Source organism: Streptomyces sp. NPDC104309, from assembly GCF_055584025.1.
Genome location: NZ_JBVJMV010000002.1, coordinates 190,013 through 212,852, shown reverse-complemented (window position 1 = coordinate 212,852; position 22,840 = coordinate 190,013). Strand labels below are relative to the sequence as shown.

Sequence of the window (22,840 nt, the reverse complement as noted above, 5' to 3'; positions counted from 1 at the left end):
CGGGGCGGCGGCGAAGGAACCGCCGCATCCGTGCCGTGCGGGCGGAGCTGGGATACCGGAGTGGTCCTGGCGGGCGGCCGAGGAAGAAGGAGTTCGCCTCAGTGGCGTCCCATCGTCGTCCTAAGCAGCCCAGCCACACCTACGCGACCGTGCTCACCGCGACAGCCGCGGCGGCCGTTGCGTTGTCGGCACAGTCCGCATCGGCCGACCCGCTTCCGGATCCGAGCAAGAAGGGCGTGCAGGCCCAAGTCGACCGTCTCTATGAGGAAGCCACGCAGGCCACCGAGAAGTACAACGGGGCCAAGGAGACAGCCGGCACGTTGGAGAGGGAGGTCAAGGACCTTCAGGAAACTGCTGCTCGTAAGCAGAGTGGCCTGAACGGCCTCCGGAACCAGATCGGTTCCATAGCCGCGGCTCAGTATCGCAGCGGGGGGCTTGATCCCTCCGTTCAGTTGCTGCTTTCTTCGGACCCCGACGGGTTCCTCGACGAGGCGTCCGCGATGGATCGCCTGAGTGCGCAGCAGGTCGCCGCGCTCCAGCAGTACGAGTCGCAGCAGCGCGGTCTCCGGCAGCAGCAGCGCGAAGCTACGGAGAAGCTCCAGGACCTGCAGGGTGTCCGCAAGGAGCTGGGTGAAAGGAAGAAGGAGATCCAGGGCAAGCTGGCGCAGGCCCAGAAGCTCCTCAACACTCTGACGGCGGAGGAACGGGCCAGGATCGCGGAGAAGGAGGCGCGGGCGAATCGGTCCAGTGAGCGGGTGCAACTCGGCAATGAGGCCAGTGCGTCACAGCGTTCAGCAGCGGCGTTCGGCGCGGCTAAGGGCCGAGTCGGCCTTCCCTACGTGTGGGGCGCTTCCGGACCCAGCTCGTTCGACTGCAGCGGTCTGACCTCCTGGGCGTTCAGTCAGGCAGGGGTGTCCATCCCCCGCACCTCGCAGGCTCAGGCCAACGTCGGTACGCGCATCAATTCACTGAGTGCACTCAAGCCGGGCGACCTCATCATCATGCGGACGGACCTCAGCCACGTTGGGTTCTACGCCGGCAACGGACAGATCTTGCACGCTCCGAAGCCGGGCGCCCAGGTGCGCTACGAGTCGATCGCGCGGAGTGGAATGCCGTTCATGTGGGGCGTGCGTATCTGACCACCAGCACACGAGAGCGAGGCGACAGTTCAGCTGCACACCGTGCAGCACCCGGATGTGTGCAGGCGGACTTCGACCCCGTGTTCGGTCTCGCACGAGAAGGCCGTGGCCGCCGCCCGCGCGGAGCGGCACGGCGGCCACGGCCTTCTCGGTGTGTCCGGCCGGCAGCGCGTGCTGTGCACGACGCAGACGATCAGAGCGCTGTACGCGGCACTTCACGCGGCCTTGGACAGGGTGGACCGGTCCATCCGGGGTGCGTGCCGGACGGGCGTCGCCGGGCCGGTCACGGCTCCTCGTCCGTCATGGCGCGGCCACAGGAGGAGGGCGCCGATGGTGCCCGCCCCGGCGAGGACCGCGAGGACGGACCAGGTGAGAGTGAAGCCTCCGTTCGTACCGAGCCATCCCGCGATGGGGTAGGTGATCAGCCAGGCCAGGTGCGACAGGGAGAACTGGGCCGCGAATGCCTCGGGGATCGCGTTCCGTCCGGCGGAGGCGCGCAGGACCTTGCCGGTCGGTGTGATGATCAGTGCCATGCCGATGCCGATCACGGCCCAGATGATCGCCGTACCGGTCCATGTGGTGAGGCCGGCCGCGTTGAGCGTCACCGCGGCGGTCGTGCCGCCGACAAGGACTCCGGCGCCGGTCATCATGACGGTGCGGGCGGTGATCCGGTCAAGAACGCGGGGCAGTACGAGGGCGGCGAGGAGGGTTCCGGTGCCGGAGGCGGCGAGCATCCGGGCGACGTCCGACTGCGAGCCGCCGAGCTCGTCACGGACGTAGTTGACGGTGTTGACGACGACGATCGATCCTGCCGTGGCGACCACGAGATTGAGCGCCATGACGCCGCGCAGCCGCGGTGTCATGAGGAAGGTCCTGATCCCCGCTGTCGCCTTGTCCCATGCCTGGGTGTGGGCACTGGGACGGGCGTCGGGGATACGCGTCGACAGGACGAGCAGGGCGGACATGAGGAATCCGGCGGAGGTGCCCAGGAACAGCCGGTTGAAGCTCATGAACGCCAGGGCGACGGCTGCCAGCACGGGGCTGAGCAGGCTCTCCATGGTGGAGGCGACCTGGGAGGCGGACAGGGCACGCGTGTAGTCGGACTCGTCGGTGACGATGTCGGGGATGACGGCCTGGAACGTCGGGGTGAACGCCGCGGACGCGGCCTGGAGCAGGCCGATCAGGACGTAGATGTGCCAGACCTCGGTGATCAGCGGCAGTGCCAGGACCACCGCACCGCGGACCACGTCGAGGAGGAACAGGAGAGTTCTTCTGGGGAACCGGTCGACGTACGCGGCAGCCAGAGGGGCTATGACCACGTACATGACCATCTTGATGGTCAGGGCGGTGCCGAGGACCATGCCGGCGCGCGGGCCGGCGAGGTCGTAGGCGAGCAGCCCGAGGGCCACTGTGGTCAGCCCGGTACCGAACAGGGCGATGACCTGGGCACTGAACAGGTGGCGGTAGTCGCGGATGGCGAACAGACGCATGGCGGCTTCCTTCCGTATCCATGCGGCGGGGCACGACCCCGGGGTGGCGGCCGTGTCCCGCGAGTACAGGCGGGGATGTCTCTACGCACCGGTGTCGCTCCCCGGTGTGAGGCCGGCGAGCAGGTTGAAGGCGCCAGTGAGGATGTTGAGTGCGACGACGCCGACGACGTCGGCTGTCGCGCGGTCGCTGCAGCCGTGCTCACGCAACGCGATGACCTGCTCGTCGGTGATCGACGTCGGCTCGCGACAGATGTGGAGGGCGAGGGTGAGGATCGCCGCGATCGCGGGATCGGCCGAGGTACCCGCGTGGGCTCGCTCGATCTCTTCCTCGTCCACTCCCATGGCGCGGGCGGCACTGACATGCGCGTCGAGACACAGCCTGCACCCCTGCAGGACCTGGACGGCGATCGCGATCCGTTCGCTGGCCCTGCGGTCGAGTTCGGCTCGCCCCATGGCCCGGCTGAGCTGGAGGTAGCCGCCCAGTACGGCCGGCGAGTGCGCCATCGTGGAGACCATGTCACCGATCTGGCCATGACGGGAGACCAGTTCGGCGAGGAGGTCGCGCGAGGTGCCGACCGCCGTGTCGGGCGTGAGTCGGGTCAGGCGGGGCATGACGCTCCTTCCGATGTGGGGATGGCGGCGTTCATGCGGTCAGTGGTGTGCGTGGCCGCCGTGGTGGTGGCTCCTGTGCTCGGGTGCGGCCTGGGATGCCGCGTCCGGGCGAGGGGCGGTCGCGGTGGTCCGCACCGTGAACTCGGCTGTCCGGACGACGTCGTTGTGCTGGAAGTCCAGGTACAGGCGGTAGGTGCCGGCCGAAGGCGCGACCGCCATGAAGGCGATCTCGGGTCCCGGTGCGGTGGTGCCGTCACCGGGTTCGCCCTCCGGGTGGACGTGGAGGTAGCCCAGGTCGCCGACCCGCAGTGCCACCAGATGCCCGTACGCGGCCAGGTAGGGCTGCAGGTCGGTGACGGGGCGGTCGTTCCGGCTGACGGTGAGGGTCAGTTCGCTCGCCTCGCCGGGCAGGAGTTCGCCGTCGAGCGCGACGGTGTACGCGCCTGTCTGTGCGATCCCGGTGACCTCGGGGAGCGGCCTCGGGTCGTACGGCCCGGCGACCGCGACGTCGATCCCCAGCGTCATGGTCCCGTCGTGGCCGGCCGGGTGGACGTCGGCGAAGAACCTCCAGTCCCCCGGTTCCAGGGCCAGTTCGACGCTCCAGGTGCCCTTCTCGTCCATCACCGGGTGCACGTGCTGGAACCCGGCCGTGTCGCGCCGGACGGCTATGAAGTGCAGTTCCTTCTCGTGCTCGGGTATGAACTCGGTCACCGCCTGCCCGTCGGGGCCGGTCACCCGGAAGCTGATCGGCTGCACTCCGGGGGTGAGGATCGTCGAGTCGAGTTCGAGGGTGTACCCGTTCCGGGAGACCGACAGCCCACCGGGCTGGGCTCCGCCGTGGCCGCCGTGGACACCGTGGTTGGTCTGGTCGTGGCCGGAGTGATTTCTCATGGCATCTCCCTAGGTGTAACGCGCCTTCTGGCGTCATCCGTTCAGGACGACGCCCATAACCATATACCCCCGGGGGGTATTCCGGAGCCTCGATGGTCGAAATCTCGCGAGGGGGCTCACCGACACCTGTCGACCCCGTGGCATCGGCGTGTCGGCACGGCCGCCCCGGCGGTGGCCGCCGCGGCCGGGCGGCACGAACGGGTCAGTGCGTCCGCCGACGCGCGGCAGGGAATCCGGCACCCTCGACTACGGCCACCGCTGCCCATCCGCGGGCGGGCCAGGCGCACATGGAACCGCTCCTCAGGATCGGACCGTCGAGCGGAGACCTGACGGGCGTGGCTGAGTGATGGCTCACGAGGCGGAACCACGGCGGCGCGCAGGCTCACAGTCCGGCAGGAACCCCCGGGGGGTAAGGTGGTCGAACCCAGGCGAACGTGATCACGGGTGGGAGACCATGACGATCCGAACAGCTCGCTGCGGCGGTACAGCCGTCCGCGGAGCGTACGGACTGCTCCTCACCTTGTGCGTCGCGCTGGCCGTGCTCGTCCACCATGAGACGTCCACGACCGGAGTCTCGTCGGGACAGAATTCCGTCCATGCGGTTCATGCCACATCGGCGGTTCATGCCACATCGGCTGAGGCCGCACAGTCCCTGTCGGGCTCTTCCACTCACAGCGCCGACGCTGGTGGGTGCGCGACCCCTGGAATGCAGCACTGCACCACGGCGAGCGTCGACTCCGTACACCTCACAGTGCCTGGGCAGAGCGGGTTCGCCTCCCTCGCCGACTCGCACCGGTCCGCCGGCGGACGCTACGCCGTCGGCACGGTCGGCCGAGCCCCACCCGACTTGTCCGTCCTCTCTCGACTGCGCGTATAGGCCGACCGGACGGCACGTGCTGCGCCGTCCCTTCGCGACCGCATGAGCAGTTTCGACATAGAGGACACAACGAAATGAACAGCATCAACCGCCGCTCAGTCCTGCTCGCAGGGCTGGGAGCCGCCGGGGTCGGCGCGCTCGCCGCCTGCAGCAATGGCTCCGGCAGCAGTGTCGGCCTGATCAGTCCGTCCGGCTCGGTCGTCGCCGACGCAGAGAAGAAGCGCGCCGGCTCCGGACGACAGCAGAAGCTCACCCTGACCGCGGCGCCCGCCAAGATCGACCTGGGTGGTGGCGTCATGCCCAGAACCTGGGCCTTCGACGGTCGCACCCCGGGCAAGGAGGTCCGGCTCTCCGTTGGCGACACGCTGATTGCCGAGCTGTCGAACCAGCTTCCGAACAAGACGACCACGTCGATCCACTGGCACGGCATCGCGCTGCGCAACGACATGGACGGCGTGCCGCCCGCCACGCAGACCGCTGTCCGTGCCGGGTCCACCTTTGCCTACCGCTTCGTCGCGGACGTCCCCGGCACGTATTTCTTCCACCCGCACGTGGGCGTCCAGCTCGACCGCGGCCTGTACGCTCCGCTGATCGTCGACGATCCCAAGGAGACTCTCGCGTACGACGACGAATGGGTCATTGTCCTCGACGACTGGCTCGACGGCATAACCGGGACCCCCGACGAGGCCTTCGCCGAAATCAAGCAGGGCATGGGCGGCATGGACATGGGCCACAGCTCGACTTCCAGTAGCCCGGACGGCGGCCACATGGGAGATATGGGCGGGATGGACATGGGCGATTCCACGTCCCCTTCTCCTTCGGGCTCCGCCTCGTCCGGCGGCATGTCGATGAAGTTCATGCTCATGGGCGCCACCAGCGAGCTGCTCGGTGGCGACGCCGGCGACGTGAAGTACCCGCACCACCTCATCAACGGGCGGGTGGCGAACGATCCTGACGTCTACACCGGCAAGCCCGGCAACAAGGTGCGGCTCCGGATCATCAACGCGGGCTCGGACACCGCCTATCGAGTCGCCCTCGGCGAGCACAAGCTGACCATCACCCACACCGACGGCTTCCCGGTCCAGCATCGAGAGGTGGACACCCTGCTGATCGGCATGGGCGAGCGCTACGACGTCCTTGTCACCCTCGGCGATGGAGTGTTCCCGCTCGTGGCCCTGGCCGAGGGCAAAAACATGAACGGCCTGGCTCTGGTGCGTACTGGCTCGGGAAGGAAGCCGTCGGCGACCGTCCGCCCGAAGGAACTCGACGGCGTGTTCGTGACGTCGTCACAGCTTCGAGCTGCCGACGACGTGCGGCTCAAGACCGCGAAGGCCGACGTCACACACCGGATCAGGCTGAGCGGCGGCATGGAGAAGTACAACTGGACCATCAATGGCCATCCGTTCGACATGGCCGACCCTGAAGGGAACCCGATCCTTGTCGAGAAGGGACAGCGGGTACGGCTCGACTTCGTCAACGGCACCGACATGTGGCACCCGATGCACCTGCACGGCCACACGTACCAGCTCGGCGTCTCCGGGCCACGCAAGGACACCGCGATCGTGCTGCCCAAGAAGAAGCTCTCCGTCTTCTTCGATGCCGACAACCCGGGCCAGTGGATGCTGCACTGCCACAACGCCTACCACGGTGAGGCCGGAATGATGGCGAACGTGGCCTACCGGGGCTGACTCGTGCCCGCACCGTCCGGACGGGCTCATTTCCTGGAATGGGCACGTTCGGACGGGATGGCCGGGGCGTGAGGCACGGCGATTCCTCAGCCTTCCGGCTTTCGAGCGACGCCGATGACGCACGGCGAGCTGGGCGTTGTGCGACCGTTGACGACAAAGTCGAAGTGCCGCGCTTGTTCCATCGTGAACCCGGCGTCCGTGATGGCCCGCTCGCTGTCCCGGTCGAGGTTGCAGCCTCCGCCGAGCAGCGGCCAAATGATGTTGATCCTGCGTTGCTTCCTCGCGAACCGGGGATCGGCCGAGCGGATGTGCTCGTAGAAGTACAGCCGACCGCCGGGCCGCAGCACGCGAGCGACCTCGGCCAGCGCCCGCTCGACATCGGCGATGCTGCACAGGACGAGCGAGGCGACGACCCCGTCGACGGATCCATCCGCCACCGGCAGGTTCTCCGCCCGGCCCTCGCGGACCTCCACGAGGGTGGACCGGGCCGCCGCCCGCGTGGCCAATGCCCTCAGTCGCGGCTCAGGTTCCACCGCGATGACCTTGTCCACTTGCGCTGGGTAGTGCGGGAAGTTGGCTCCCGTGCCGGCGCCGACCTCGACGACGCAGCCCTTGGCGCCGGCGAGCAGTTCTCTGCGGTGCTCCACAGCGCCATGGGCTTCCGCGTAGGCGTTGATCTTCGGATAGATCCGCGCGAACAGCGGGTGCCGCACTCGTGAATGTCCGGCGGTAGCAGCAGGCATGACGGCAACTTCCCTCGGTAGGCGACAGCCCCAAGCCACTACCCCCACGTCGTAGGCAGCAAGCTTGTGCAGTGGATGACTGGTTCAGCCAGGCACGCAGCTCAGTGGTGTGGCACCGATCAGCACCACTGAGCCTGCAAGTAACCAGGCGTACGCGGCGATTGCGGCGAGGGAGACGGCACCCGCCATCGGGCAGGAAGCGCAGGTCGTGATGGCAGGCCCGCGTCGAGCTGAGTGATCCGCGCGTCGAGCAGCCCCGTGGCCGTGTGGCTGCCTGCTTTGCAGCAACAAGCGGTCTTTGGCGGCGCCGGAGCCCCGTACGAAAGTGGGTCGGCCACGCACCGTTGGGTGGCATCGGCCGACGGCACGTTCCCCATCTGGACTCCTCGGCGCGACTGTGGTCAGCCGAGACCGGGCGGACAGGCCACCAGCAGCGGGAGCAGAGGAACCACCACGACCATGACGGCGACGGACCCCCACAGCGCCGGGTGCGGCGCTGTGCGCGGCCCCAGGACCCGCTTCGCCCGGATCAGTACGGAATGGCCGCCCGCCGAGAACGCTCCATCCGGGGTCCGGGCCGCGGCCATCTCGTACATCGCGGTGACGAGCACCTCGTGGGAGTGGCTGCGCAGTGCGCGATCGTCCGCGACCATCTCCAGCAAGAGCGCTGTCTGGTCCCGGACATGGCGAGCCAGCGGCAGCCGACGGAACACGGAGTGGAACGCCTCAGCAGCGGCCAGGGCGAGGTGGTGATGGCCCGCGATGTGCGCCTGTTCGTGCTTCAGTACGGCATCGAGCTGTTCGGGCGTCAATTGGTGTACCGCCGCGTCGCTGATCACGATCCGTGAGCGGCGGCCGGGCAAGCAGTACGCGGCGGGAACGTCATACGGCAGGACTGTGGCAGACAGCCGGGCCGAGTGGCGTCCCACCAGGTCCACGGCTTCCCGATGCCGCGCTCGGGCTCTGCACGCGCGTACGACGTGCCAGGAGAAACTCGCGACCAAGGCGAGCGCGAGGGCAGCCTGTAGAGCGATGGCGAGCCGGTCTGCCATGCCGGGGTCGGGCCGACCCGCACTCGCCTCCAGTCCGCAGGAAAGCAGCAGAGCCAACAGGCCGGCGTGCAGATGCTCGGTCGGCGTGGCCAAGGCGTAGGCAGTGAGCGCGGCCGCAACCGAGAACGAGACCGCCAGGGCTTGCCACAACGCTGCCGCCAGGGCGGGAGCGCAGTACGGCCAACTGCTGCGCAGCAACACTCTCGGGGCGAGGAATCCGACGGCTGCCGTATAGCCGATCAGAGCAGGCGCCGAAATCACGGCTTGGCCTGTCGCCCCACGGTGCGAAGCGCCCTGCGGAGGGCGGCTACCTCGTCCTTCGACATGCCCTCGACGAAATGCACCAGCGCCGCCGAGCGGTCCTTGCTGGCCCCCAGACCGTCCTCCATCAGCGCGGCAGCGTACGCCTCGCGGCTGCGGACCGGTGTGTACAGCCAGGCACGGCGCTCCTTGTCGCGCAGCAGCCAGCCCTTGGAGTACAGGATGTTGGTGACGGTCATCACGGTGGTGTAGGCGAGGGGGCGGGTCTCGTTGATGTCGTCGACGACCTCGCGCACAGTCGCAGGACGATCCCACGTCCAGAGGCGATCCATGATCTCCGCCTCAAGGTCCCCCAGCCGCCGCATCGCTCTGCCTTCCTTCCGTCGCTCAGTACGCAGTTCCATAGTAGATGGGCAAGACGACAGACAGAGGAACCAGGGGATTTGCCCGGGCCTGTCATCGGCTCCGGCGGTGCACGGCCGCCGCGATCCGACGGGAAGCGGGACCCGGATCGCCACCTCCGAGGTCGGCAACGGAGAATGTGAGTCCAAAGCCGTCGGCAGCTACCGGACGTCAGGGGCCGGTGTGATGTCCTCCGCGCGGCTGGAAGCATCACCTGCTGCGGTGGGCGCGGCGGCGACGTAGATGCCAGACCGCCAGGGCGGCGATGACGACGGCGGCCACAATGATCGCCAGGGCCCGGCCGACGGCATGCTCAACCTGCGCGTAGGCCGTTCCGGCGAAGTATCCGAGCAGGGTGAACCCGACGCCCCACACGAGGCCGCCCAGCGCGTTGAACAGCAAAAACGTTCGGTAGTGCATACGGGATACGCCGGCCAGTGCGGGCATCATCGCCCGGAAGAAAGCGATGAACCGGCCGAGGAACACAGCCGCCGGTCCGCGGCGGCGGATCAGATCCTGGGCGCCGGAGATGCCGTCCTGGTGCCGCCGCAGCGGACGGACGCGAAGAATCGCGGGCCCGAAGTGTCGGCCGACCTCGTAGCCGACAGAGTCTCCGACGATCGCGGCCGCCACGGCGGTGAGGGCCAGCCAGTACACCGAAACCTGACCTTGACTGGCCAGCACCCCGCCCAGAACAACAGCCGTCTCCCCCGGCAGGACAAAGCCGATGAACAGCGCATCCTCACAGAAGACCAGGGCCGCGACGACGGCATATACGACGGGTCCGGACAGCCCGGCGAGCCAATCGGTAATCGCCTGCATGCCCCGTTCCTCTCTCTACCGCGTCCGCGCGGTAACGATCTGCATCCTGGCGAGAACTGAACCCGATCGGGACTCTGCGATGTGTAGTACATGGGCCTGGGGGGCGCTCAGTGTTCACTGGTGCGCCATCAAGCCCGCCCTTGCGTCGGTTGATGTCACACCTGGCGCGGCGGCCGCTTCAGGCTCCCACTGTCCCCGCGTGAGGACGCGCCACGCCCCAGGTGCGCCACTGGCTCCGCAACTCCATCGTTGTCTTCGCTGCGGCGATCACTCTTAGGGCTGGTCACGACGCACACGGCCCGGATCGTACCGTGCCGACCGATTTGCGCACCGGCTGCCTCAATCCGGTGCTGCTGTGGATCGGCTGCATCGTCTGCCTTCTGCTCGGTGCGCGCCTGTGCAGATCACCGTTTGTTCACTCGAAGCCAGCCGTCGCAGGCTTCGCGGAAGTCCTACGTCGTGTAGAACTTCTACACGCGCGTGGAAGTTCCCGACGTCTGCGGCCGTGCCATTCCCGGCTGCCCACCGGACGAGGTCCGCGTTGCGCGACAACAGCGCACGCAGCACCATCGACTCCTCTGATTCCGGAGCCACCGTGCCCCTGTTCTCGCCGTCCCATCCGACCGCACTCGCCCTGCCGTACTACGCGCGCCAGCCCTTCAGCGACTTCGTTCTGCCGCTCCGGTTCCGCACCGGAGCGGTTCAGAACGACTCCGGGATCTCCGTATGGTCCCGGGACCCGCGCCGGCCCGTCCCCGACCGGACCGCCCCCACCTGATCCCGTACAACAACCAGCACCGGGTGGCCGTCGACATCGGCTTCGAAGTCCAGAGCGACGGGACGGCCGCACCGGACGGGCAGGACCAGCGCCGAACAAGCGCCGTCCAAGGCCGACCGGCAAGAGGCAGCAGCTGTCGAGTGATCGGGCGGGGTGGGTGCAGTGCGGGCACGGGTCCACGTGATCACGGAGTTCTCTGCGCTCAGTGATCACGCAGGACGGCCGTGCCAGCACTGCCGTCTTGCCTGCTCAAACCCCTCTGGGACCAGTTCGCTGCGCTTCTGCCCACCCGGGGAGAGTTCGCTGCTGACCACCCGCTGGGCTGCCACCGGCGCCGGATCGCCGACCGGACGGCCTTCGAGCACGTCGTGCTCGCGCTGGTCCACGGCTCAGGCTACGAGCGCATCTCCACCCCCGGATGCTCCGACCGCACCATCGGACGTCGCGTCAAACAGTGGGCTGAACTGGGGATATCCGAGAGGGTCCGCGCCCTCCCACTGGAGGCGTACGACCGCATGATCGGCCTCGGACCGAGCGACCCGGCGACAGCAGCCGCTGAGCCGTTTCTTGATCCTTCTTCGTGAATAGGCAGCGCCTCAGCATCATTCTCGGTTGCGCTGGTGATCAACGGGTCAGCCGCAGTGTTGCGATCAGGTCCTCGTGCAGTTCGAACCAGACCCGGTGGCACGAGTCCCGGTCGGTGCCCGTGATCCATGTCGGCTCGGTGCTTGCTCGGTGCAACGCGGTGGTGAAGCGATGGTGGTATCCCGCAAACCGGGCCAGGTGGGTGGTCAGGCGGGTCTCGAGCTGGGCCAGCGTGCGGGCCGGCTGCGTGAGCGCGATGATCGTGGCGGTGAGGGTGACCGGCTGCCCTCCGATGCCCATCTCAGCGAGCTGCCAAGCTGTGCAGGCCGCGGCCACCACGTCGTTTGCCGGCAGGAAGTCCTGGTAGACCTCCTCCAATGCGGTACGGGCGCACGCAGTGTCGAGTTCGGCCGCCAGGAGCCGCTCTCCGTGCTGTGTGCCGGCCTCGGTCAGGGACCAGCCGCCCTCACCGGCGAAGCAGGAGTGGGTTGCCCATCCGCAGGCCTGCGCGTCCAACAGGTGCTCGATTGTCTCGGCCTGGGAGAGTCCGGCCCGTTCGGCCAGGCGCGCGGCGGTGGCGTGGCCGAGGGTGCGGGTGGCCTGCAGGACCAGAAGGTCGTTCGGGGTGGTCCGGCTCATCGGGCTGTCCCTTCGTCTACGGCGGTGACGGTACCGCTGGTGCCGTCCACGATCACGGGCTGCCCATGGGCGAGTACCGTCATGGCGCCCTCGGCGGCCAGAACAGCGGGGATGGCGAACTCCCGGGCCACGATCGCGGCGTGCGCGAGCATGCCTCCGGTCTCGGTGACCACCGCGGCCGCGCGGGCCAGCAGCGGCGTCCAGGCCGGTGAAGTGGTGCGGCAGACCAGCACGCCGCCGGCGGTGAAGCGGTCGAAGTCGTCCGGACCGGTGATCACCCGCACCGGGCCGACGGCGATGCCGGGACTGGCCGCGGTCCCGGCCACCAGCGCCTGCCCGGCAGGCGCTGCCGTTCGTGGCGCAGCGCGGGGGGCGGTGGTGATCGGGCGGGCCTGCAGCACCCACACCCTGCCGCCGGCGACGGCCCACTCGATGTCCTGCGGGCAGCCGAACAGGTCCTCGATCCGCCGAGCGATCTCGGCAAGACCGCGTGCCTGCCGCGGCGTCAGGACCCCGGCACTGTGCGGACCGGCCGTCGCCTCGGCGTCGAGGGTCCAGCGCTCCGGTGTGACGGTGCCGTCCACGAGCCTGTCACCAAGCCCTGCGGTCGCCTCGATCACCACCTGGTCGGCCCCGGTGACCGGATGCCGGGTGAACACCACCCCGGCGACCTCGGAAGCGACCATGACCTGCACGATCACCCGCGGCGAAACCGACGCTCGGTGACCGGTCCGAGCGGCGTAAGCGGCGGCCCGGCTGCTGCCGGCCGAGGCCGAAGTACGCCGCACCGCCTCAGCCACCTGGGTTGGGGTGGCCGCGTTCAAAGTGGTGTGCAACTGGCCCGCGAACGACGCCGCAGGCCCGTCCTCACCCAGCGCGGAGGACCGCACGGCGAACGGCCCGCGCCCCAGTGCCCGCAGGGCCGGCGCCAGCTCGTGCTCCCAGCCGTGGACGCATGGGTCGTCGATCACGAAACCGTCGGGCACCGCGAAGCCTGCGCGCAGCAGAAGTCCGAGGTTGGCGGCTTTGGTCCCACAGCGCGCGGAGGCGTCGGACAGCGAAACGAACACGGGTCAGACCTTCTCAGTCGGGCCGCTGACGCGGGCCAGCAGTCGGTTCAGGCGCTGCTGGGCTGCCTGTGCCGAGTCCAGGCCGAGCGCGCCCGCGATCTGCGGCCACGTCATTCCCGCTCCCCTGGCAGTGAACAGTAGTCCGGCCTCGATCTGGTCGAGCTCCGCGCGTGCCGACGCCAGCAGGCGCAGTCCTGCGGCCGGCACCTGAGAACCGGCGTCGGGTTCACGCACGGCCCAGGCGGCGAAGCGTACGAGCTCGGCGTCCGAGGCCGGCTGACCCGGGTGCTGCCACGGCCTGCGCTCCAGGTCCGCCGCGCCGGCGGTGTTCAGGACCTCACGGGCCCGATCGAGATCGGCGGCGTTGTCCTGGTCGGTGCTGGCCATGCGACCACTCCAGAGCATCAACATCATGTTGTCAACATGATGTTGATGCTCTGGAGTTGGCGGCTGCCCGGAGTACCCGTGGAGGAGGACGCCCACGGACCCGCATCATTCGTTTTCGGCTGCGTCCTTGTCGCGCAGCGGGCACAGCCGACCGGGCAGGTCGGGGAGCCGGAACGAGTAACGGCCGAGCATGTTGATGTGGTGCCGTGACGCTCACAACGACTCCTCCTCCGAGATCGTTTGCGTCGTGCAGTGCGCTTTGGCACACGAGCACGAAACAACGATCCACCCGCATGAGGCCGTGCCGAACGGGTTGGATGTTGTCCACGCGACAACATGAGGTTGTCCCGCCCGGCCGACGAGCCCGGCTACCGCCGCCAGATCAAGAGCCGGGCCGCCTCCAGAAGGGCCGCCGCTCCCTCGCCCGGAAAATCTTCCACGGCCGCTCCGGGCAGCTCTACCAGCGCTACCAGGACGGCATGGAAGACCAGATCGGCGCCCTGGGCCTGGTCCTCAACGCCCTCGTGCTGTTCAACACGCGGTACACGGACGCTGCGGTGAACCAACTGCGGGCGGACGGCTTCGACGTCCGCGACGAGGACGTGGCTCGCCTCTCGCCGTTCGTACGGCACCACATCAACATGTTCGGCCGGTACTCCTTCCACCTTCCGGACCCTTCCGGCGGCATGCGGCCCCTACGTGACAAGGACGCCATCGCCGAAGAGTGGGAGCCGCTCAGCGGGGGCGTTCCGCATGGCGGATCCGTGCCGGGATCAGGACGTGGGGGCGGGCTCGACGCGGCTGCCGCGGCCTTCGTCACGTCAGGAGTGGAAGCGCCCGTACGCGACATCGCGACCAAGGCCGGCGTCGGGCTGGGCACGATCTACCGCCACTTCCCGACGCGAGCGGACCTCATCATCGCCGTCTACCGACACCAGGTCGACGCCTGCGCCGAGGCCGGTCCAACGCTCCTGGCGACCAGCCCAACTCCTCATGCGGTACTGGGACGGTGAATCAGCCTCTTCGTCGACTTCCTGGTCACCAAGCACGGACTCGCCGCGGTGCTCCAGCCCGACAACGCCGCCTTCGACACGCTGCACGCCTAGTTCCTCGACCGCCTCGTGCCCGTCTGCGCCCAGCTGCTCGAAGCCGCAGCAGCTGCTGGAGAGATCCGCTCCGACATCAGTGCCTACGAACTCATGCGCGGAGTCGGCAACCTCTGCATCGGCGCGGACATCGATCCCGGCTACGACGCACGTCGACTGGCCGAAATCCTCATCGCAGGACTGCACCTGGCGCACTGGTGTCCTGAAGCGCGCCCATGCGCCGAACCGGCGCAGCCACCGCCGCGCGCTCACCGTCCGCCACCCGTCCCATGAGCCACCGCCAGACCTCGCACTGGGCGATCTCGCCGGTTCAGTCCAGACGGTCGTATACGCCCGGCTCCCAGTCGGCGAACAGCGTCAGCGCCTCCGCTGTCTCGGTACGCTCCGGCGCCGTGGAGGTGGCCGGCCACCAGTTCTCCACCTGATGCGCGTCCACGAGGACGAAGCCCCGGTATCCGTCGAAGTCGCCGGGGTCGTCTGCCACGCCGATGTGGATGGGTGCTTCATCGGGCAGGTCTTTGAGTGCGTCGCGCAGTTGCGCGGCGTTCCAGACCTGCGGGGTGTGCTCGAAGACGTCGGTCATGGGCACAGAGTGCCGGACCGGGACGTGTTGCCGGTGAAGACACGGCTGCGCCCCGGGCAGTCTTCTCGGTAAAAGGCGTGTCGTCGCGCGGGGGAGCGGCTGTGCCCCGGACCGGACCGCTGATCCGTCCGCACCGTCCGTCCGTGTTCTGGAGCCCGGGAGAGTCCTTTGTCCGCCATGTTCGCCGCAGCGTTCGCCGGCTGACCGCCGGGGCTCCCGCCAGGGGCGGGCCTTTAGGCCGTGTCGATGTACCGACGAGCGCGACAGGAAAGTATGAACAAGGCTGGATGGCGTCATCCATCTCGCGCTCCACGTCTGGAGGATGCTTCGTGCTCTCGGACAAGTCCCGGCCAGTCGTCACTGCCACGCTCCCGGTCGTCGCCGAGCACATCGGTGAGATCGCCCAGCGTTTCTACCAGCACATGTTCAGCGAACATCCGGAGCTTCTGGACGGTGTGTTCAACCGCGGCAATCAGGTCCACGGGGACCAGCAGCAGGCGCTGGCCGGTTCGGTGGCGGGGTTTGCGACGACCCTGGTGGAGACCCCGGAGCGGGTACCCGAGCACTTGCTCTCCCGGATCGCGCACAAGCACGCGTCCCTCGGCATCCGTCCCGACCAATATCAGGTTGTCCACGACAACCTGATGTGGGCGATCGTCGACGTCCTGGGCGACGCGGTCACCCCGGAGGTCGCCGCGGCCTGGGACGAGGTCTACTGGCTGATGGCCAACGCCCTGATCAACCAGGAACGCGGCCTCTACAGCGCGCGCGGCGTCAGGCCGGAGACGGTGTGGCGGAACTGGCAGGTGGTACGGAAGGTCCGTGAGACCGCCGATGTCCTCACCTTCGTGGTCAAGCGGACCGACGACCGCCTGGTGAAGAGCTCGCTGCCCGGCCAGTACGTCACGGTGCGGATGCGGATGTCCGACGGGGTGCTCCAGCCGCGCCAGTACAGCCTGACGCGGGCCGACGACGGCGAGCACCGCCAGTTCTCGGTCAAGCGGGTCGGCGGCGACGGCGGCGGCGAGCCCGACGGCGAGATGTCCACGCTTCTGCACGACTCGGTGGGCCTGGGCGACACACTCACGCTGTCGGTGCCCTACGGCGACGTCGTGCTCGACGACTCCGGGCGGCCGGTCGTGTTCGCCAGCGCAGGCATCGGGATCGCCCCCATGGCCGGGATGCTGTCCCACCTCGTCGCGGCTCAGTCGGGCCTGCAGGTCATCCTTCTGCACGCCGATCTCGACGAGGCGTCCTTCGCCCTGCGCCGCCAGGTGGTCAGCGACGTCCTGGCCCTGCAGAACGCGCAGCTCTACGTCTGGTACGAACAGGACACCCGAAGCCACGAGCCGGTGAATGGGGCCTTCCAGGGGCAGATGGACCCCACAGCGGTCGACCTGCCTGAGGACGCGCTGTACTACCTGTGCGGCCCGCTGCCGTTCATGCAGGCCGTACGGAGCCGACTGATTGAGCAGGGCGTCGCACCCTGCGACATCCAGTACGAGGTGTTCGGCCCCGACCTGTGGCAGGCCGACCTGGACTGACCCGGATTCCCGGACCGCGATGGTCACGATTGTCCGGCCGGAGGGGACCGGTCGGCCCACCGGGTCCGATGGACGCGTCGATGAGACGGGCAGCCTGGGTGAGGCGTCGCACAGCTGCGGCACGGGGGCCGGGGACGGCATCGCCCCAGGTGCGACGGCTTGGACCACGGTGACGCCGCAGCCCGGCCGCTACGAGCTGGTAAGCGACTTCCCGGGCCACTACGCGGACGGCATGTACACCGAGCTGGACGTCGGTAGAACAGTCGAGACCGGCGCATGCGATGGAGTTATGACCACCGCCTCCTCTCCTCCCTGCACCAGGTGCCCGGTGCAGGGGTGCTCGGGCGGGTGCGAGCTCAAAGGCTCCGGACGCACCGATACGCGCATAGGTGGCCACGAGGAGCGCTTCAAGTACAGAGTTGATCAGCCATGCAGGGTAGTTCCACCACAGCGCCGGGGTCATTCGCGCGTGAATTGGGCGTCGGCACCACACCCGTCGGGCTCCTGTGCGAGCGCATGCCTCAGCAGCAGATCGGGGTCGGCTGACGTCTGCAACCGACCCCTGTCATCGCACGCCTGAGCGCACTGCTCAGCCGGCTGACCACCAGCACCGCGAACAGATTCTGCGCCTCGTCCGCCCTCTGGTATCAGTGCGACGCCCGCTTTCACGCAGCTAAGGGCTGCCCCGTAATCCCTGGCGGGCGCACGACGCCAGCTACGGCACCTCGCCGCGTCGTCGGAACATCCGCATACCTCCAGTATGCGGACGTCCCTCCGCCTTGCGATGCACCGCATCCGACGCCGCGCGCTGATCCACCACGGATTGCGGGACAGCCCTCAGCCCGATACGGAGACCCCCCAGCGGCGCGGATCCGCTAGGCTGTCCCTGGTCGGTCACTGGTGTGTCCCGCTGTCTGCCCAAGCAAGATCGCAGAAAGCGCCGCACCCCGCCTGACCAGCGGGCTTGTACGCCTCGTCGAAGATCCACTCGCTGGGTTTTCCCCAAGGTTTCCTACAAGCCCCCGCCTTCGTAGCTCAGGGGATAGAGCACCGCTCTCCTAAAGCGGGTGTCGCAGGTTCGAATCCTGCCGGGGGCACAGCGCATTACGCGGCTGACCTGGGGTTTCTCCCCCAGGGAGCCGTACTCGGCCTCGGACTCCTCGTCCGGGGTCGTTTGCGTGAGCGGTGCGTGAGCGGTGCGTGAGCGGTGCGTGAGCAGACGGGTTGCCAGGCCCCGAGATTTCTCCGGATTCCACAGCACCATCAGGCACAGGCTCAGTGCCGGACTCTTCAACACTCGTAGGCCCCGGCTCGGCTTCGAGCTCGGCGTTCTCCCGGGCGGCGCTGGCGCGCGGCACCAGCCGGGCAGCGGCCTCGGCGATGGCGAGGTCGGTCTCTGGGAACAGCCTCGTGTGTACGTATCCGCACAGCTTTTCGTCGCGCGGCGTTGCCCTCGGCGATCTCCACGTCGGCCGCGGCGATGACCTCGAACGTCTCCTACAAGTGAGTAACCTCAAGCCGGTCGAGCCGGTAGTACCCGATCCGCGGTTTGAGGTAGCACGCGGATGTTGCCCTCGGCGCGACTGATGACGCTCTGCCGCCCCTTCTTGCCCGTCGGCCACATGTCCGGTCACTCGCCGAAGGTGAGACGGCTCGTCAGGTCCAGGCCGTTCTGAGCCGCCTGCGGATCGCCTCGATGTCCGGCAGCGGCGCCTTCACTCGCGAATCCACACCCACATCCTGCGACCGACGCGGGTACGACGAGTAGCGAGAAGAACCAGCCAAACGTTCCGTCTCGCAAAGGAGTGAGGAGTGTCATGCCCGGATCAGCCGTCGCGACGCTCGCCCCACCCTGTCCCAGTGCCCCGCATGCGTACGGGCCACCAATGCAGCTGTGCGCCCTCCCGGAGCTCCGCACCGGTCCAGGTAGTCCGAACTGGGCCGTCGCCGTTGGGGGCCGGCGTTTCAGCCATCTCTTCTGATGGCTCCTCGCCCGTTCCAGGCCCACTTGTGCAAACATGGTCAACGGCGGAAGTAAAGCGGCCCCGTTCGGCCAAACGGTGGCCTCGCAGGCAATAAACAAGGGGATCCCGCCAATCGAACCAACCGGGGGCATCGGATGGGCAGTGCTGTAACGCGTTCCGTACTACAGAACCACTGACACCAGACCAATGTAAATCGGACGGACCGCATTGCGGGGTTCGTCCTACTCGCCTGGCTCCCCCTCCGCCACCCTGTCGGAGCACGGAGCCCCGGCGGGCGACACGGCGACTGTCGAAACTGCGAGCAGCATCGATGGTCGTGAGCGGGGGGACCGAACCATTCATGTCGTGGCGAACCATCATTTCCAACTCGGCGCGCACCAGACTCAGAAGATCCCACAAACAGCCTTCGGGGGGCAGCCGTGAATCCGAGTGGCAGCTGGAGCGACGCATCAGCCAGCTCCTGCGGACGCTCAATGTGCGCCCTCCGCTCAATGTGAAGGAGCTGTGCCAGGCCCTCTCGCAGAGCAGGGGTCGGCACATCGAGTTGCGGTCGTATCCGCTGCCACCGTCCGGCCCGATCGGCCTGTGGTTCGAAACCGCCAAAGCGGATCTGATCATCTTCCAGAGGGACACGACGCCGCTCCATCAGGACCACATCATCCTGCACGAGGTCGGCCACATCCTGGCTGACCACCGCGGCGCAGGCGTCGACGTGCAATGGGATGCCTTGTTGCCCGGCCTTGGGATCGACGCGATACGTCGCGTGTTGCAGCGCTGCTCGTACGGCACCGAGCAGGAACACGAGGCGGAGCTCATCGCGACGATCATCCTGGAGTGGGCTTCCGTACTCGACCACGTCATGCCTTCCAGCTCCGGTGATCCGTCGACACAACGAATTCAGGACGTGTTGGGCGACAAACGGGGGTGGCTTTGACGATGGCTGTTCTCTTTTTGGCCGCGCTTGCATGCGCCGTGGTGTGGAAGCTCTTCCTTCTGTTCAAGGACCCCGGAAACCGGTCGCTCCGCGCGATCACGCTCTGTCTGGTCTGTGCAGGCTGCTCCTACCCACTAGCCATGCCCGGCGGTGCCACAGGCCTCGATGCCGTCGCCGGACACGGCGCAGCCAAGCTGACGCAGAACGTGCTCTTGATGGCGACGTGTTATTTCCTCATGTGCTTCTACCTGTACTCGGCAGCAGACGGTCGCGCAGGACGTCGACGGGCTCAACGGGAGGCCGTAGGGCTGCTCCTGATCGCCGCAGTGATCACAACCGTAACGATCACTGCTCCACGCACCGTGCTGGTCGGTAGCTTCTCCACAGCGGACATGACTGTCCCCCACGTCGCCGCGTTCTATCTCGTAGCGGGTCTCTATCTGATGTACGCCCTCACCGCTTCCTTCTGCTGGACACAGCGCTACGCCCGCATCTCCCAGCGCCCGCTGTCCACCGGCCTCTGGCTGGCCGCGGTGGGACTGGCCGGCATGGCTGCGGCCTGTCTCATTCGCGCGGTGTTCGTGGTGATCCGCAGTCAGGGCAGCTCGGTTCCTGACGGGCTGACGGCAGCCGCGTCCGTGATGTTGGTCATGACGGTGCCCCTGTTCGTGATCGGTGTCACTTACCCCGCTGTCCGGAATCGCATCACCGCAATGCATCTATGGCGCCAGCACCGCCAACTCCACCGACGACTACACCCGTTGTGGCTGCTGTTGTCCGAGGCCTTTCCCAACACGGTGCTTCACACCAGCAAGTCGGCTTCCCGGCTGGACAGGTGGCGTGCGCGCCGTGTGCATCGCCGCTACCACCGGCGCATCATCGAATGCCGCGATGGCCTGGTCCAGATCAGCCCCTATCTCGCCGCACTCGATCACAGCAGCGTGACCTCTGACGCCACGACGCCAGAACGCGTGGCTCGGCGCCTGCGAGACGCCGCACACGCATGTGACCGCGAGACCGCGGGAGCGGTTGGGCCGGCATGGGCGGCGGGGGCGGCTCCGGGAGTGTCGCCGACCATACCTCAGCAGCAGTACCGGAATGCCGATGTGCAGGAGCTCCTGTCGCTGTCAGAGGCCCTACGTTCCACCACCTGACCCCCCTCAGTGGAAGAGAGTTGAGATGCTGATCACCGCTGCCCGCGTGATGACCGGAACATCGGGCGAAGTCATCACCGATGGCGCAGTCCTCGTCGATGACCAGACCATCGTCGCAGTAGGACCACGTACAGATATCGAGGCTCAAGCACCCGCTGGTGAACCGCTCCTGTCCTTTCCTGACGCCACGGTCCTGCCCGGGCTGATCGATGCGCATGTCCATCTCGCCTTTGACGCAGGGCCTGACCCTGTCGCCACTCTGCAGGACCGCGACGACGAACGCCTCTTCAAGGACATGGGGGTACGGGCAGAGAGGCTCCTGAGCATCGGCGTCACGACCGTACGCGACCTGGGTGACCGCAACGGCCTGACGTTGCGTCTGGCCGAGGCGATCAGCGGCGGTACCGTCGCCGGTCCTCACATCATCTCCGCGGCCACGCCGGTCACTCCGCCCGGCGGACACTGCTGGTTCCTCGGTGGAGAGGTGTCCGGCATCGACGAGATCCGCGGCCTTGTCCGGCGCAACGTCGCCGCGGGCGCAAAGGTCATCAAGGTGATGGAAACCGGTGGTGGTCTCACCAAGGGCGGCGCCAAGAGCTGGGAGTCGCAGTTCAGCCCGGACGAGCTGGCCGCGCTCGTCGACGAGGCTCATCAGGCCGGGCTGCCTGTCGCAGCCCACGCCCATGGCACAGACGGCATCGCTGCCGCGGTCGAGGCCGGAGTCGACACGCTTGAGCACTGCACGTGGATGACGCCCGAGGGCTTCGGGCTCCGAGAGGACGTCCTGGCGCAGATCATCGCCAAGAACATCCATGTCTGCCCTGCCGTCAGCCCCCACTGGCAGATGCTGCCCAAGGTGTTCGGGCCCGAGAAGGCTGCAGCGATGTTTGACCTCGTACGGCAGATGGCCGATGCCGGGGTACGTCTGATCGCCGGCACCGACGCCGGAGTCCAACGCGCCGGGTTCGACGGGCTGGTCTCCAGCCTCGCCTTCTACGAGCACCTGGGACTGACCAACAATCGCATCATCGAGATGGCCACGACCGAGGCGGCTCGCGCACTGGGCGTGGCCGACCAGACCGGCCGGATCACCCCCGGATACACCGCCGACCTCCTGATCGTGAACGGGGATCCTCTCGCCGATCTCAGCGCGCTGAGGGCAGTCGAGGCCGTGTTCACTGCGGGCACCCGCTACCAGCCGTAGAGAAGCTGCCGATCGGAAGGGGTGCTACTGACCGGGCAGATCTCGTTCCTGCATCTCCGCGACGACCTCGTTGAGGAAGGACAGGACGTCCTCCGGAAGACCTTCGGAACCGAGTCCGCGAGCCTCCACCCGGCCGACGGCTCCCTTACGGGCAGAGGCCAGAAGCCGCAGCCCTTCGAGTACCTGCCGAGCCACGGCGTCATCGGGCTGAAAGAACATGGGTGAGACGCCGAACACCCTGGCCAGTCCCTCGCAGACCACGGGCGAGGCCGTCCGTACAGCCCCGGTCCGCAGATCGCGCACACCGTCCTCGGAGATGACCGGCCCGCCCGCATGCTCGCTGACCGCTTCGGCGATCTCCGCGTCCGTGGGCGGTGTCTGCTTGCCCGGATATGAGTGCCTGAGCAGGTAGGCGATCTTCTCTGCCAACGAGCGGGGAACCTGTACGGCCGGATCGGCGCCCGTGCCTGCCGGGGCAGGAACATCGCGGCCGAAAGACCGCTCCTGAGCCGCCAGCAATTCACCCAGGCTCACCCGGTACCCCTCAGCCAGGAGGTGGGCGTAGTCGTCCTTCAGCCGTCGCTTGCCTCGCTCCGCGTTGGCCACCGGACCTGCGCTCTTCGTCCCGATCAGGGCCTTGGTCCGGTACTGGGAGTAGCCCGCGTCGCACCGCAGATCGGTCAGGTCGGGCAGACCCGCCCGCGGGAAGAGGTCATCCAGAGCCCGCCCGAGAACCCTGGCGAGCGCCGGCAGCTTCTCTCCGTCAGGGGATGACTGGCCTGTCTCCCAGCTGGCGACGGTCGGGTCGGCGACACCAACCGCCTTGGCCACCTCGCTCTGCGTGAGTTCGGCGGCGCGTCGCACTGCCCGCACTCGGCGTCCGTCAAAGCGACG

General features: G+C 67.8%; 19 protein-coding genes, 1 tRNA gene and 3 pseudogenes. 11 read left to right on the top strand and 12 right to left on the bottom strand.

Annotated features, from left to right (window positions below; all coding sequences use genetic code 11):
- The first annotated feature begins 101 nt into the window (after positions 1-101).
- Positions 102-1,139, top strand: coding sequence for a C40 family peptidase (locus ACZ68L_RS02735; protein ID WP_469573621.1), 1,038 nt, complete (start codon positions 102-104; stop codon positions 1,137-1,139).
- 215 nt (positions 1,140-1,354) lie between these two features.
- Here ACZ68L_RS02735 and ACZ68L_RS02730 read toward each other — a convergent pair whose 3' ends face one another.
- The 3 genes from ACZ68L_RS02730 to ACZ68L_RS02720 form a co-directional block, all read right to left on the bottom strand.
- Complete coding sequence (locus ACZ68L_RS02730) at positions 1,355-2,629, bottom strand: MFS transporter (RefSeq protein WP_469573620.1); 1,275 nt, start codon at positions 2,627-2,629, stop codon at positions 1,355-1,357.
- Between the two features lie 81 nt (positions 2,630-2,710).
- Positions 2,711-3,241: a carboxymuconolactone decarboxylase family protein gene (locus tag ACZ68L_RS02725; RefSeq protein WP_469573618.1), complete on the bottom strand. Its 531-nt coding sequence runs from the start codon at positions 3,239-3,241 to the stop codon at positions 2,711-2,713.
- A 39-nt stretch (positions 3,242-3,280) separates the two neighbouring features.
- Positions 3,281-4,132 (bottom strand): hypothetical protein, encoded by an 852-nt coding sequence (locus ACZ68L_RS02720; RefSeq protein ID WP_469573617.1) that lies wholly within the window; start codon positions 4,130-4,132, stop codon positions 3,281-3,283.
- Positions 4,133-5,083: 951 nt separating this feature from the next.
- Here ACZ68L_RS02720 and ACZ68L_RS02715 point away from each other — a divergent pair.
- Positions 5,084-6,697 carry a multicopper oxidase family protein gene (locus tag ACZ68L_RS02715; protein ID WP_469573615.1) on the top strand — a complete coding sequence of 538 codons (1,614 nt, stop codon included), beginning with the start codon at positions 5,084-5,086 and terminating at the stop codon, positions 6,695-6,697.
- 86 nt (positions 6,698-6,783) lie between these two features.
- Here ACZ68L_RS02715 and ACZ68L_RS02710 read toward each other — a convergent pair whose 3' ends face one another.
- The 4 genes from ACZ68L_RS02710 to ACZ68L_RS02695 form a co-directional block, all read right to left on the bottom strand.
- On the bottom strand, positions 6,784-7,440 hold the full coding sequence (locus ACZ68L_RS02710; RefSeq protein WP_469573613.1) for a class I SAM-dependent methyltransferase: 657 nt from the start codon (positions 7,438-7,440) through the stop codon (positions 6,784-6,786).
- A gap of 401 nt (positions 7,441-7,841) precedes the next feature.
- Positions 7,842-8,753, bottom strand: coding sequence for a M56 family metallopeptidase (locus ACZ68L_RS02705; protein WP_469573612.1), 912 nt, complete (start codon positions 8,751-8,753; stop codon positions 7,842-7,844).
- On the bottom strand, positions 8,750-9,118 hold the full coding sequence (locus tag ACZ68L_RS02700; RefSeq protein WP_469573611.1) for a BlaI/MecI/CopY family transcriptional regulator: 369 nt from the start codon (positions 9,116-9,118) through the stop codon (positions 8,750-8,752). The genes ACZ68L_RS02705 and ACZ68L_RS02700 overlap by 4 nt, the downstream gene beginning before the upstream one ends.
- A gap of 247 nt (positions 9,119-9,365) precedes the next feature.
- On the bottom strand, positions 9,366-9,977 hold the full coding sequence (locus ACZ68L_RS02695; RefSeq protein ID WP_469573610.1) for a DedA family protein: 612 nt from the start codon (positions 9,975-9,977) through the stop codon (positions 9,366-9,368).
- Positions 9,978-10,518: 541 nt separating this feature from the next.
- Here ACZ68L_RS02695 and ACZ68L_RS02690 point away from each other — a divergent pair.
- Both ACZ68L_RS02690 and ACZ68L_RS02685 read left to right on the top strand, forming a co-directional pair.
- Positions 10,519-10,755, top strand: coding sequence for a hypothetical protein (locus ACZ68L_RS02690; RefSeq protein ID WP_469573609.1), 237 nt, complete (start codon positions 10,519-10,521; stop codon positions 10,753-10,755).
- Between the two features lie 224 nt (positions 10,756-10,979).
- Positions 10,980-11,282 (top strand): annotated as a pseudogene (locus tag ACZ68L_RS02685) (IS5/IS1182 family transposase); the annotation flags it as partial.
- Positions 11,283-11,379: 97 nt separating this feature from the next.
- Here the strand turns inward: ACZ68L_RS02685 and ACZ68L_RS02680 are convergent.
- The 3 genes from ACZ68L_RS02680 to ACZ68L_RS02670 are packed head-to-tail and all read right to left on the bottom strand — an operon-like array spanning position 11,380 to position 13,436.
- Positions 11,380-11,979, bottom strand: a complete 600-nt coding sequence (locus tag ACZ68L_RS02680) for a transcriptional regulator (RefSeq protein ID WP_469573608.1) — start codon at positions 11,977-11,979, stop codon at positions 11,380-11,382.
- Positions 11,976-13,049: a PEP/pyruvate-binding domain-containing protein gene (locus ACZ68L_RS02675; RefSeq protein WP_469573606.1), complete on the bottom strand. Its 1,074-nt coding sequence runs from the start codon at positions 13,047-13,049 to the stop codon at positions 11,976-11,978. Before ACZ68L_RS02675 ends, ACZ68L_RS02680 begins: the two co-directional genes overlap by 4 nt.
- A 3-nt stretch (positions 13,050-13,052) precedes the next feature.
- Positions 13,053-13,436: a DNA-binding protein gene (locus ACZ68L_RS02670; RefSeq protein ID WP_469573604.1), complete on the bottom strand. Its 384-nt coding sequence runs from the start codon at positions 13,434-13,436 to the stop codon at positions 13,053-13,055.
- Between the two features lie 348 nt (positions 13,437-13,784).
- On the opposite strand from ACZ68L_RS02670, the pseudogene ACZ68L_RS02665 reads away from it, so the two are divergent.
- Positions 13,785-14,161: pseudogene (locus ACZ68L_RS02665) on the top strand (Tn3 family transposase); the annotation flags it as partial.
- Positions 14,162-14,200: 39 nt separating this feature from the next.
- Positions 14,201-14,815, top strand: a pseudogene (locus tag ACZ68L_RS02660) (TetR/AcrR family transcriptional regulator).
- 37 nt (positions 14,816-14,852) lie between these two features.
- Here the strand turns inward: ACZ68L_RS02660 and ACZ68L_RS02655 are convergent.
- Positions 14,853-15,125: a DUF6225 family protein gene (locus tag ACZ68L_RS02655; protein ID WP_469573602.1), complete on the bottom strand. Its 273-nt coding sequence runs from the start codon at positions 15,123-15,125 to the stop codon at positions 14,853-14,855.
- A gap of 329 nt (positions 15,126-15,454) precedes the next feature.
- Here ACZ68L_RS02655 and ACZ68L_RS02650 point away from each other — a divergent pair, with 329 nt between their 5' ends.
- The 5 genes from ACZ68L_RS02650 (at position 15,455) to ACZ68L_RS02630 (ending at position 21,946) form a co-directional block, all read left to right on the top strand.
- Complete coding sequence (locus ACZ68L_RS02650) at positions 15,455-16,669, top strand: globin domain-containing protein (RefSeq protein WP_469573601.1); 1,215 nt, start codon at positions 15,455-15,457, stop codon at positions 16,667-16,669.
- Positions 16,670-17,693: 1,024 nt separating this feature from the next.
- Positions 17,694-17,766 (top strand) — tRNA-Arg (locus ACZ68L_RS02645).
- Between the two features lie 1,228 nt (positions 17,767-18,994).
- Positions 18,995-19,588, top strand: coding sequence for a hypothetical protein (locus tag ACZ68L_RS02640; RefSeq protein ID WP_469573600.1), 594 nt, complete (start codon positions 18,995-18,997; stop codon positions 19,586-19,588).
- A 2-nt stretch (positions 19,589-19,590) separates the two neighbouring features.
- A complete protein-coding gene (locus ACZ68L_RS02635; RefSeq protein ID WP_469573598.1) occupies positions 19,591-20,742 on the top strand; it encodes an MAB_1171c family putative transporter in 1,152 nt (383 codons plus the stop codon).
- A 25-nt stretch (positions 20,743-20,767) separates the two neighbouring features.
- Positions 20,768-21,946: an amidohydrolase family protein gene (locus ACZ68L_RS02630; RefSeq protein ID WP_469573596.1), complete on the top strand. Its 1,179-nt coding sequence runs from the start codon at positions 20,768-20,770 to the stop codon at positions 21,944-21,946.
- A 24-nt stretch (positions 21,947-21,970) separates the two neighbouring features.
- Here the strand turns inward: ACZ68L_RS02630 and ACZ68L_RS02625 are convergent, their stop codons facing one another.
- On the bottom strand, positions 21,971-22,819 hold the full coding sequence (locus tag ACZ68L_RS02625) for a helix-turn-helix transcriptional regulator (protein ID WP_469573595.1): 849 nt from the start codon (positions 22,817-22,819) through the stop codon (positions 21,971-21,973).
- Between the last annotated feature and the right edge of the window lie 21 nt (positions 22,820-22,840).